General features: G+C 63.9%; 12 protein-coding genes. 5 read left to right on the top strand and 7 right to left on the bottom strand.

The window, feature by feature from the left end; all coding sequences use genetic code 11:
* Nucleotides 1–584 (top strand): zinc-binding dehydrogenase (locus EN943_RS29145; RefSeq protein ID WP_164778437.1); only part of this gene is annotated, 584 nt, incomplete at its 5' end.
* A 17-nt stretch (nt 585–601) separates the two neighbouring features.
* Here the strand turns inward: EN943_RS29145 and EN943_RS29140 are convergent.
* Nucleotides 602–1,492, bottom strand: coding sequence for a DMT family transporter (locus EN943_RS29140; protein ID WP_127415620.1), 891 nt, complete (start codon nt 1,490–1,492; stop codon nt 602–604).
* Between the two features lie 104 nt (nt 1,493–1,596).
* Between EN943_RS29140 and EN943_RS29135 the strand changes: the two genes are divergently transcribed.
* Entirely contained in the window at nt 1,597–3,000 is a 1,404-nt protein-coding gene (locus tag EN943_RS29135; RefSeq protein WP_127415619.1) for a PLP-dependent aminotransferase family protein, read from the top strand.
* Nucleotides 3,001–3,221: 221 nt separating this feature from the next.
* Nucleotides 3,222–4,439, top strand: coding sequence for a CmlA/FloR family chloramphenicol efflux MFS transporter (gene cml, locus EN943_RS29130; RefSeq protein WP_127415618.1), 1,218 nt, complete (start codon nt 3,222–3,224; stop codon nt 4,437–4,439).
* Nucleotides 4,440–4,474: 35 nt separating this feature from the next.
* Here cml and EN943_RS29125 read toward each other — a convergent pair whose 3' ends face one another.
* Nucleotides 4,475–5,368 carry a LysR family transcriptional regulator gene (locus tag EN943_RS29125; RefSeq protein WP_127415617.1) on the bottom strand — a complete coding sequence of 298 codons (894 nt, stop codon included), beginning with the start codon at nt 5,366–5,368 and terminating at the stop codon, nt 4,475–4,477.
* Between the two features lie 128 nt (nt 5,369–5,496).
* Here EN943_RS29125 and EN943_RS29120 point away from each other — a divergent pair, with 128 nt between their 5' ends.
* Entirely contained in the window at nt 5,497–6,969 is a 1,473-nt protein-coding gene (locus EN943_RS29120; RefSeq protein WP_127415616.1) for an MFS transporter, read from the top strand.
* Between the two features lie 25 nt (nt 6,970–6,994).
* On the opposite strand, the gene EN943_RS29115 is transcribed toward EN943_RS29120, so the two are convergent.
* The 3 genes from EN943_RS29115 to EN943_RS29105 all read right to left on the bottom strand — a co-directional run bounded on the left by EN943_RS29115 (nt 6,995) and on the right by EN943_RS29105 (nt 9,518).
* Nucleotides 6,995–7,492 carry a MaoC family dehydratase gene (locus EN943_RS29115; protein ID WP_127415615.1) on the bottom strand — a complete coding sequence of 166 codons (498 nt, stop codon included), beginning with the start codon at nt 7,490–7,492 and terminating at the stop codon, nt 6,995–6,997.
* A 190-nt stretch (nt 7,493–7,682) separates the two neighbouring features.
* A complete protein-coding gene (locus EN943_RS29110; protein WP_127415614.1) occupies nt 7,683–8,111 on the bottom strand; it encodes a phasin family protein in 429 nt (142 codons plus the stop codon).
* A 111-nt stretch (nt 8,112–8,222) separates the two neighbouring features.
* A complete protein-coding gene (locus EN943_RS29105; RefSeq protein WP_127415613.1) occupies nt 8,223–9,518 on the bottom strand; it encodes a DUF445 domain-containing protein in 1,296 nt (431 codons plus the stop codon).
* Nucleotides 9,519–9,792: 274 nt separating this feature from the next.
* Here EN943_RS29105 and rirA point away from each other — a divergent pair, with 274 nt between their 5' ends.
* On the top strand, nt 9,793–10,257 hold the full coding sequence (gene rirA, locus EN943_RS29100) for an iron-responsive transcriptional regulator RirA (RefSeq protein ID WP_127415612.1): 465 nt from the start codon (nt 9,793–9,795) through the stop codon (nt 10,255–10,257).
* Nucleotides 10,258–10,289: 32 nt separating this feature from the next.
* Here rirA and EN943_RS29095 read toward each other — a convergent pair whose 3' ends face one another.
* Entirely contained in the window at nt 10,290–11,078 is a 789-nt protein-coding gene (locus EN943_RS29095; RefSeq protein ID WP_127415611.1) for a heme ABC transporter ATP-binding protein, read from the bottom strand.
* Nucleotides 11,079–11,084: 6 nt separating this feature from the next.
* Nucleotides 11,085–11,417, bottom strand: a 333-nt coding sequence (locus EN943_RS29090) for an iron chelate uptake ABC transporter family permease subunit (RefSeq protein ID WP_164778436.1), incomplete at its 5' end; no start/stop codon positions are given.

Here is an 11,417-nt window from a genome sequence, read left to right as displayed (position 1 = left end):
CGTTTCGCGCGATCGTCGACCAGGGCCGGGTGACGCCGGGCGAATGGGTCGCGGTGCATGGCTGCGGCGGCGTCGGCCTGTCGGCGATCATGATCGCCAGCGCCATGGGCGCCAATGTCATCGCCATCGATCTCACCGACGAGAAACTGGATTTCGCCAAAAAGATCGGCGCCGTCGCCACCATCAATGCCTCTACGACGCCGAACGTGGTCAAGGCGGTCAAGCAGATCACCAATGGCGGCGCACACATGTCGATGGACGCGCTCGGCCACCCCACCACCTCGTTCAATTCGATATCCAATCTGCGCCGGCGCGGCCGCCATGTGCAAGTCGGCCTGATGCTGGGCGAGCATGCCCGGCCGCAGGTACCGATGGACAAGGTGATCGCCTTCGAACTCGAAATCCTCGGCAGCCACGGCATGCAGGCCTACCGCTACCAGGCGATGATGGACATGATCCGCAACGGCAAGCTGAAGCCCGAACTGCTGGTCGGCAAGAGGATCAGCCTCGACGAGGCGCCCGCGGCCTTGATGGCTATGGGCGGCTTCGAGGGCATCGGCATTGGCGTGGTGACGAAGTTCTAGGGAGGACGGCACCGTCGTCAGGCGATCGCGCGTCGTGGCAATTCCTGCTTCGCGAATCGCTTGGCGCCTACGACGCAAAGCACGACGCCAAGCGTGACGACGATCATCAGCGGGCTGACCTGCTCGTGCAGCAGCGTCGCTGCCAGCGCCAGTCCGAAAAATGGCTGCAGCAGCTGCAACTGTCCGACCGCGGCGATGCCGCCTTGCGCCAGCCCGCGATACCAGAACACGAAGCCGATCAGCATGCTGAACAGCGAGACATAGGCCAGCCCTATCCACGCACTGATGCCGACGCCGTCGAACGACGGCGGCATGGTGATCAGCGTCAGCACCAGCATGATCGGCAGCGACAGCACCAGCGCCCAACAGATCACTTGCCAGCCGCCGAGCTTGCGTGACAGCGCGGCACCCTCGGCATAGCCCAGACCGCAGGCGATGATGGCAGCCAGCATCAAACCATCGCCGACAGGCGAGGCCGTCACGCCCTGCGTCAGCGCAAAGCCCGCGACCAGCGCGCTGCCGATGCACGAAAACAGCCAGAACGCCGGCCGCGGCCGGTCACCGCCGCGCAGCACGCCGAAGATCGCGGTCGCCAACGGCAGCAGGCCGACGAAGATGATGGAATGGGCCGTGGTGACGTGCTTCAGCGCCAACGCGGTCAGCAAGGGAAAGCCGACAACCACGCCAAGTGCGACGATCACCAGCGACAGCAGATCGCCGCGCTCCGGGCGTTTCTGCCGGAACAGAAGCAGCAGCGCCAGGCCAAGCAGGCCGGCAATCGCCGCCCGGGCCGAGGTCAGGAATGTCGGATCGAAATCCTTCACCGCCACGCGCGTTGCCGGAAGCGAGCCGCTGAAGATCAACACGCCGATGAATCCATTCATCCAGCCGCTCGCGGTCTTGTCCATCGTATGCTCCGTTTGTCGGCTCCGTATCGCGCGGAGCCGGTGGTATCGCCAGAGACAATGCGGTACAATTATGCAAAACTGTCATGCTTAGCAGAGCAGTACGGATGGACAAACAGACCACAGGAAGCGAGAGCGGCGGAACGCTGGTCGAAGGTGTCATGGCGACGATCCGCCAGCGGATCGCGGCGCGCAGCCTGACGCCGGGAGCGCAATTGCCGTCGATCCGCGCCTTCGCCAAATCCATGCAGGTGTCCAAATCCACCGTGGTCGAAGCCTATGAGCGGCTCGCCGCCGAAGGCGCGATCCGCTCGCGGCCGGGCTCCGGCTTCTATGCCGCCGGATCGCTGGCGCCGCTGTCGCTGGCCGAAATCGGCCCCCGCCTCGACCGCGCGGTCGATCCACTCTGGATCTCGCGCCAGTCGCTGGAGGCCGGCGACGACATGCTGAAACCCGGCTGCGGCTGGCTGCCGGCCTCGTGGATGCCCCAGGCAGGTCTGCGCCGGGCACTGCGCACGGTGGCGCGTGCCGACGATGTCGCACTGGCCGACTACGGCACGCCGCTCGGCCTGCCACCGCTACGGCAATTGCTGGCGCGGCGCATGGCCGGGCATGGCATCGAGGCCTCTCCCGAGCAGATCATGCTGACGGAATCAGGCACGCAGGCCATCGACCTGTTGTGTCGGTTCCTGATCGAGCCCGGCGACACCGTGCTGGTCGACGACCCCTGCTACTTCAACTTCCACGCTTTGTTGCGCGCCCACCGGGCCAAGGTCGTCAGCGTTCCCTACACGCCGTCGGGGCCGGATATCGAGCTGTTCGCGCAGGCACTGGCCGAGCATCGGCCGCGCCTCTACATCACCAATTCCGCCATCCACAACCCGACCGGCGCGGTGCTGTCGCCGGTCACCGCGCATCGGCTGCTCAAGCTCGCCGACCAATCGGAATTGACCATCGTCGAAGACGACATCTTCGCCGATTTCGAACATGCGCCCGCCCCGAGGCTGGCGGCGTTCGATGGTCTCAACCGCGTTGTCCATATCGGCAGCTTCTCCAAAACGCTTTCGGCGTCGGTTCGCTGCGGCTTCATCGCCGCGCCGCGCGACTGGATCGAGCCCCTGACCGACCTCAAGATCGCTACGACCTTCGGCGGCGGCCGGCTCGCGGCCGAACTGGTGCTGACGCTGCTCAAGGACGGCAGCTACCGCAAACACATGGATTTGCTGCGCGCGAAGCTTGCGCGCGCCATGGGCGAGACCAGCGTTCGCCTGAAAGCGATCGGCATCTCCCCCTGGATCGACCAGCCGGCTGGCCTGTTCCTGTGGTGCAGCCTGCCGGATGGTGTCGATGCGACCGAAGTCGCCCGCCGCGCTCTGGCCGACAATATCGTGCTGGCGCCCGGCAACGCATTCAGCCTGTCCGGAACAGCCAGCCGCTTCCTGCGCTTCAACGTCGCCCAATGCGCGGACGAGCGGATTTTCAAGGTGATCGAGGCGGCGATGGCGCGTTGACGCGACCAACCTGATCCTGTTGCCTGGGCAACCTCCGGCTGCTAGTGAACGGCCAGCGCACTCGAGAGAATATCCGCGCCATCATTTCCGGGATAGCGGTTATGGGAACCAGCAAGTCAGCAGACAAGTAGGCCGCAACAGCGCTTCGTTGTTGCGGCGGCCCGTCATTTCCCATTTTCAGTGAGAACGGCAGATCGCCGCCAAATGTACCATTTGAGCGGATGTTCAATCATGCCTTGTCAAAAAACCCGACATGGACCACTTCCCTGCCAGCAGCCATGGTGCTGATGGCCCCCTTCGACATCCTGGCCTCGCTGGCCATGGACATCTACCTCCCGATTGTCCCGGCGATGCCGGGGATCCTCAAGACATCGCCTGATGTCATCCAGCTGACGCTGAGCCTCTACATGATCTGTCTTGGGCTCGGCCAAGTCGTCTTCGGCCCGATTTCCGACAGGATCGGCAGGCGCCCGGTGCTGATCGGCGGCGCGCTTTTGTTTGCAGGCGCTTCCTTTCTGCTCGCCGGCACCTCGCTGGCCGCTGCCTTCGTCGTCCTGCGCGTCGCGCAGGCCATTGGTGCGTCCGCCATTCTCGTTGCAACCTTTGCAACGGTTCGCGACGTCTATGCGCAAAGGCCCGAAAGTGCCGTCATTTACGGCCTGTTCAGCTCGATGTTGGCTTTCGTGCCGGCGTTGGGCCCAGTTGCCGGCGCGTTGATTGCCGACAATTTCGGCTGGCGGGCGATCTTCCTGACGCTCGGAGGCCTGGCCACCGCAGCCACCCTCCACGCATGGCCGAAATGGCACGAAACCCGCCCCGCCAATGGCGATACCAGGCGAATGGCGCTTCGACCCATTCTCTCCAGTCTTGTCTTCTGGACCTACACTCTTGCGTTCAGTGCCGCCATGGGCGCCTTCTTCGTGTTCTTTTCGACAGCGCCACGAGTGCTCATGGATCGCGCCGGCTTTTCACAGTTCGGTTTCAGTCTTGCCTTCGCGACCGCGGCGCTGGTGATGATTGCCACCACCCGCTTCGCCAAGAGGTTCATTGCAAGCTGGGGTATCGCCGGCAGTGCCATCAGGGGCATGGCCATGCTGCTGTTCGGCGCCGTCCTGCTGGCAGTGGGGCAACTGTTCGCGCAACCGTCCTTTGCGACATTCGTCTTGCCGATGTGGGTCGTTGCCGTGGGTATCGTCTTCACTGTCTCGGTCACCGCGAACGGCGCGCTTGAGGCGTTCGGTGATGTCGCGGGAACTGCGGTCGCGCTCTACTTCTGCATCCAGAGCCTTGTCGTCGGTATCCTCGGCACGTTGTTCGTCATCCGGCTCGGCGGAGACACGGCGTGGCCGCTGGTCGCCTACTGTTCGGTCATGGCGACGCTCACACTAGGCGCACTGAGGCTTTTGCAGAACGCCAAACCGAATAGACGGGACAGATGAGAAGCCTGGGCGGTTGGCGCAGGCTCTCATCATTGTCAGCGCGACGCCGCGCAGAGCTCCCGCACACAATCGCGCAACCAGCGTTGCGCCGGATCGGCATCGAGGCGCGGATGCCAGAGCATGGAGATGGTGACTTCCGCGGTGGCAACCGGCAGGGGAAAACTGTGCATGCCGGCGCGTGCGCCCTCGGTATGCCGCTCCGGAACGCTGGCGATCAGGTCGGACGTGCGGGCCATGGCAAGGGCTGCCGAGAACCCGGAAACCATGCACACGACTGTCCGCTGCAGCCCGAGCCGGTTCAAGGCCTCGTCGATCGGCCCTTTCTCGCGGCCGCGCCGTGAAACGCTGATGTGTCGGCCTGCGGCATAGCGCTCCGGCGTCACCGCGCCCTCGCTCAAGGGATGGCCCGTTCGCACGGCGCCAATGAAGCGGTCGCGAAGCAATGCCTGAATGCGCACCTCCGGTCCGGTCTCGCCAGCGACGCCTATGTCCAAGTCGATCGCCGCGTCGCGCAACGACATGACGTCCTTGTCGGACTTCGGTGCAAAGCGCAGCCGCACGCCGGGCGCATCGGCCTGGACACGGGCAACGAGACGAGGTGCAAACTCTTCGACGAAACTCTCATTGGTGCCCAGCGTGAAGACTCTGTCTAGGCTCCGGAGATCAAACAGGGTGGCAGGACGCAGCAGCGCCTCCGCATCCTGGACGACACGGCCAACCTGCTGCCGCAGTTCTTCCGCACGTGGCGTCGCCACCAGGCCGCGACCGGCGCGAACCAGCAGCGGGTCGCCCGTCGCCTCGCGCAGCCGCGCCAGCGTGCGGCTCATTGCCGAGGGGCTGAGGCGCAGACGGCTGGCGGCGCGCGCCACGCTGCCTTCGGTCAGCAGGACGTCGAGAGCGAACAGCAGATTGAGATCGGGCGATGTCATCGGCGGATCATGGCACGATATGGCGTCAAACGCACGAATAAGATGCAAATGCTGCGTCTTTCGCCACATCGCCCATGGGATTAGATCTCAAGCAGTTCCGGTTGTGGGACTGATGGAAGGAGATCGCCGTGGCAATCGCTGAGCAAAATCGAGACGGACGCGTGTCGGCGCCGCCACGGATGCAATCCGCACGCTGGGCGTTGGCAAGCCTGTCGCTCGCCACACTGCTGTCGTCGCTGGGAACCAGCATTGCCAGCGTCGGGCTGCCGTCGCTGATGCAGAATTTCGGAGCGTCGTTCCAGTCCGTGCAATGGGTTGTTCTGGCCTATCTGCTGGCCATCACCACCCTGATCGTCAGCGCCGGTCGGCTGGCCGACATGTTCGGGCGCCGGCCGTTGCTGCTTGGCGGCATCGCGCTGTTCACGTCCGCATCGGTGCTCTGCGGCCTGGCGCCGACGCTCTGGCTGCTGATTGCCGCGCGCGCCATGCAGGGACTTGGTGCGGCGCTGATGATGGCGCTGACGCTGGCCTTCGTCGCCGAAACCGTGGCCAAAGACAGAATCGGTGGCGCCATGGGCCTGCTCGGCGCCATGTCCGCGATCGGCACGACACTTGGCCCCTCGTTCGGCGGCCTTTTGATCACCGGCTTCGGCTGGCGGGCGATCTTCCTCGTCAATGTCCCGCTGGGTGTGCTCACCTTCGCTCTTGCCTGGCGTGCCCTGCCGGCACACAGCAAGACAACGCGGCAGGTCGACCGGGGCACGTTCGATATCGTGGGCACGGTCCTGCTGGCCCTGACACTGGCCGTCTATGCGCTGGCCATGACGCTTGGCAGAGGCAATTTCGGCGCGCTCAACATCGGCCTGCTGGTCGCTGCTGGAATCGGCGTCTTTCTTTTCGCCGTCGCGCAGGCGAGAGTGAAAAACCCCTTGATCCAGCTCGCCAGCTTCCGCGATCTTCAACTGAGCGCCAGTCTCGCCATGAGCCTCGTTGTCGCCACGGTAATGATGGCGACGTTGGTGGTTGCCCCGTTCTACCTGTCGCGAGGACTTGGGCTCGATGCCGCAACGGTCGGCCTCGTGCTGTCGACCGGCCCGCTCGTCTCGACCCTGTCGGCGCTGGTGGCCGGACGCCTGACCGATCGCTTTGGCGCCCACAGGATGATGGTCGCCGGCCTACTGAGCCTTTCCACGGGCACGTTCCTGCTGTCGCTCGCCATGACCAGACTCGGCATTGCCGGCTATGTCGTTGCGATCACCGTCACCTGCATCGGCTACGCCCTGTTCCAGACGTCGAACAATGCAGCCGTCATGGCCGGTGTTGACGCCGGGCAGCGCGGCGTCGTTTCCGGCCTGCTCAACCTTTCGCGCAATCTCGGGCTCATCACGGGCGCCTCGTTGATGGGCGCCATATTCGCCGTCGCATCGGCCGAAGGGCACGAAGGCATTGGTCTTCTGAGTTCCGAGGCCGCAGCCCGAGGAATGCAGGTCACATTTCAGACGGCGACGGTGCTGGCGCTGGCTGCGCTCTTCCTCGCATTGCTCTCGGCCCGCGCCGAGTTCAAGCGGCAGAGGCTGGTGGAAATATCACAAGACCTCTGATTTTGCGCTCCCGGTGAACAGTCTCTCAGGACCCTGTCCGCTTGCGGCGCTCATAGAGCATGACCAGCGTTTCCGCCATCAAAGCAGGCTTTTCCTCGCCTTCGATCTCGACCGTATTGGCGGCCTTCATCAGATACTGGCCGGGGCCCCTGTCCTCCATGGACAGCAGCGTGATTCGCAGTCTGATGCGGGCACCGACCCTGACCGGCGCCAAGAAGCGTACCTTGTCGAAGCCATAGTTGAAGGCGGCCTGCGTATTCTCGGGCACGATGCCCATGCCGAGCGCCAGCGCGCCGATAATCGACAGTGTCAGGTAGCCATGCGCGATCGTCGTGCGGAACGGGCTTTGCCGCCGCGCCCTCTCAGGGTCAACATGAATCCATTGGTGGTCGCCGGTGCATTCGGCGAACTGATCAATACGGTTCTGGTCGACCGTCGTCCACTCCGACACGCCAAGCTCCTGCCCGGCCATCGTCCTCAACTGCTCGTAGGTCGGCGGCGTTTTAGGCCGTATTTCAGTCATTCCTGGTTTCCCGATCGCTTCCAAAGCCTCCGGACCACGAACTGACGGCCTCTGTCAATTCGCTCGGCGCGAATCCGTTCCGCCGATTTCGGCCGCAATCGTGCCACGCCACGAGCGCAGTCACAGGTTAAATCGGGATTTCCAGGCTTCAGGGCAGCCGGCAGCAACCAGCCGGCCTCGGCCACATCTGCTACTTCTTCTCGTAACCGGCGCGGATTTCCTCCATCGCCTCCTTGATGCGCGTGCGCAGGATGTCGACCGATTCGGTGCCGGATTTCTTGACCAGTTCAGCCACTTCGCCTGCATTCTTCAACGCGGCCTCGAAGGACTTTCTGGCAAACTCCGTCTGTTTGGCCATCAGTTCCTGCGGATTACCCGGCGCCCTGTAGCTTTGCGCGATATCGGTGATCTCGCGCAGCGTATCCTGCAGCATCTCGCGCTGCCTGGACAACAACGAGGTGGCGCCGGCGGCACCGGCTCGCGCCGATTTCTCCAGCGCTTCGAGGTTCTTGCGATGATGGGCGAGGATCACCTCGACATCGACATTCGGCACCTTCAGGTCGCGGCCGAACCTGCTGAACATGTCCATGAAGGAATCGGATTCCGGTTGTTTTGCCATGCTTGTCTGCTCCCCTTTGCCGCGGATGCGGGCACCCTCGGATGGAGAATAACACTCGCGTGCCGTGAGTCCATTCGGACGCGGAGGAATGAGCGCCAGCCTGGCCGCGCATCAATTCACGAGGAACAGCCGCTCGGCTACATAGAGCACGACACCGGCAAGGCCGCCGATGATCATGCCGTTGAAGCGGATGTATTGCAGGTCCCTGCCGATGTTCATCTCTATCAGCCGCGTCAGTTGCGCGAGGTCCCAGCGTTTGACTTGATCGGCGATGAATGTCGACACGCCGGCCTTCTGGCTCTCCACGAACGACGCCAGCGCCACCACGAACCCCTGGTTCATGTCGGCCCGGATCTGCGCATCGCCGGCAAGGTGGCGGCCGACTTCGACGAACATGTTGGCAAGATGCGCGCGGACAACCGAATTCGGCGCCTTGGCATCCTGCTCGATGAACTGGCTGAGGCTTGCCCACATCTCGCCGGCCAATCCCGTGACCTCCGGCCGGGCCAGGAAGTCGCGCTTCAGCTTCTCGGCCCGTTTGGCGTATTGCTTTGATGTCCTCAGCTTTTCGATGAAGCCTTGGGCGAAGCGGTCGAATTCGGCGCGCATCGGGTGGTCGGGATCGGCCCTCACCTCGTCGAGCAGGGAGCCCGCCGAGGCGACGATCTTCTTCAGGAGATAGGCGTCGGCGCGGAACAGGTTGAACAGCGAAGGCAGTTCCTCGCGGATCTTTTCGCGCATCGTCGCCAGCGCTTTTTCGTCATTGAGGAACCGCCCGATCACCTTGGTGAATTCGTCGAACAGTTTCTGGTGGCGGCGATCATCGGTCAGGGCGGAGAGCAGCTCGGCGGCCAGCGGCGCCAGCGGCACCTTTTCGATCTGTTCGAGCATGCGGCTGGTGACGAAGCCGCGCAGGCCGGATTGCTCTATCGCCGCCAGCGTCTGCGGCACCAGTCGCACGACGAAGCGCGACAGGCCGGCGGCGCGCTCCGTATCGGCCAGCCAGTCGGCGACCAGCGCCGAAAAATCGACCTCGGCGAGCTTTTCACGCACCGGTTCAGGCGCCAGAAAGTTGACCTCGATGAAGCGGCCGAGATTGTCGGCGATGCGGTTCTGGTTCTCGGGGATAATGGCGGTGTGCGGGATCGGCAGCCCCAGAGGTCGCCTGAACAGCGCCACCACCGCGTACCAGTCGGCGAGGCCGCCGATGGTCGCCGCCTCGGCAAAGGCAGCGACGAAGCCGAGCCACGGATGGATGTGTTCGAACGATTTGGCGAGCGCAAACACCGCCACGCAAAGCGCCAGCGCGGCCGCCGCGAGGAATTTCGTCCGCCGCAACGCGGAAAGCTTGGCATCCGCTTCCGCATCGAAACGGACCGGCGCCTGGGGCGAAGCCGATTGTGACATGGGTGAGCCGCTCCTCGTCGATCTCAGCCTATCTAGTGTTCCGAGGGCCGAAATACCCGCGACTGCGGGTTTGCCCGGAATCTTTCCCGGCTGCGCACACAAAGTTGAGGAGAAAATTCATCTATCGCGCGAAGTAGTCTGGAATTATTCCAAGGTATAGGCCATATTCCGCCGAGGCCAATGTGGCGAATCCGGAATTTCGGGTCAAAGCCGCATCAGCAAAATTTTCCAGATCTGGCGTGGTTGCACCGCACCAGTGCCTTGTGAGGACAAAATGCGGCTTACGCGCCAGACCAACTATGCCATGCGCATCTTGATGTATTGCGCGGCCAATGACGACCGATTGAGCCGTATTCCCGAGATCGCGGCCGCCTATTCGGTGTCGGAGCTTTTCCTGTTCAAGATCCTGCAGCCGCTGGTCGAGCACGGCCTCGTCCAGACCGTGCGTGGCAGGAATGGCGGCGTCAAGCTTGGCCGGGCGGCTGAAGCCATCAGCCTGTTCGATGTCGTGCGCGTGACGGAAGAGAGCTTCGCCATGGCCGAATGCTTCGAGAACGATGCCGCCGAATGCCCGCTGGTCGACAGCTGTGCGCTGAACTCGGCGCTGCGCGAGGCCCTGAATGCGTTTTTCGCCGTGCTCGCCCGCTACACGATCGCCGATCTGGTAGCGGCGCGGCCGAATGTGCGCAACCTGCTCGGCATCGACATGCTGGTGGAGCGCCGCGCTCCGGCTGCCTAACCAGCAGGGACGCGGGCTAGGTTTGCAATAAGTTAGGCGGCTGACTGGGGCAGCACGAACGGTATGTTCCCGGCCGGCAGCACGCCGACCCTGAGCCGGCAGTCGAAGACTTTTTCGATCAGATCATCGCTCAGCACGTCCTGTGGCGACCCGGTGGCGGCCAGCCTGCCGCAATGCATGACGAAGATTCGCTCGGCATACATAGCTGTCAGATTGAGGTCGTGCAGGATGGCGACTACGCCGCCGCCCCTTCTGGCGAAGTCGCGGGCAATGTTCATGATGATCAGCTGGTGCTTGATGTCGAGGCTGGAAACCGGCTCATCGAGGAAGAGGTAGCGCGGCTTGCCGTCGAGCACCGGTGCCCAGACCTGGCACAGCACGCGCGCGAGCTGGACGCGCTGTTGCTCGCCGCCCGAAAGCTCCTGGTAGAAACGTCCGGCAAAGCCGTCGAGATCGACACGCGCCAGCGCCCGTTCCGGCAGCCGCGCATTCTCGCCCGGCAGGACGCCCGAGCGGCCGCCGACAAGACCAAGCTTGACCACCTCTCGCACCGTGAACGGGAACGACAGCGTCGTCGCCTGCGGCAGCACCGCCCGATGAACCGCGGTCTCGACCGGCTTCATCGCGCAGAGATCGCGGCCGTTGAGCGCGACGCGCCCGGTGTAGGCGAGTTCGCCGGAAAGCGCCTTGAGGAAGGTCGTCTTGCCCGAACCATTGGGGCCGACGATGGCAGCGATCTCGCCGGGCCGCGCGTGGAAATCGACACCACTGACGATAGGCTTGCCAGCGATATCAACCGAAACGTCCTTTGCCTCGATCATCAAGCCTCACAAATCAACCACGCCGCGCTTGCGCAGCAGGATCCAAAGGAAGAACGGCGCGCCCGCTATCGCGGTGACGATGCCTATAGGCAGTTCGGCCGGCGCAACGATGGTGCGTGCGACCGCATCGGCCAGAAGCAGCAGCGAGGCGCCGAGCAGCGCCGACGCCGGCAGCAGATAGCGGTTGTCCGGACCGATCAGCAGACGCAGCAGATGCGGCACCACGATGCCGACGAAGCCGATGCCGCCGCTGACGGCGACGGATGCGCCGACAGCAGCGGAGACGCCGACGATAGCCGTGTATTTCAGCCGCTGCACCGGAATGCCGAGATGACCGGC

Source organism: Mesorhizobium sp. M7A.F.Ca.US.006.01.1.1, from assembly GCF_003997935.1.
Taxonomy (GTDB): domain Bacteria; phylum Pseudomonadota; class Alphaproteobacteria; order Rhizobiales; family Rhizobiaceae; genus Mesorhizobium.
This window is presented reverse-complemented; position numbering and strand designations above follow the sequence as displayed.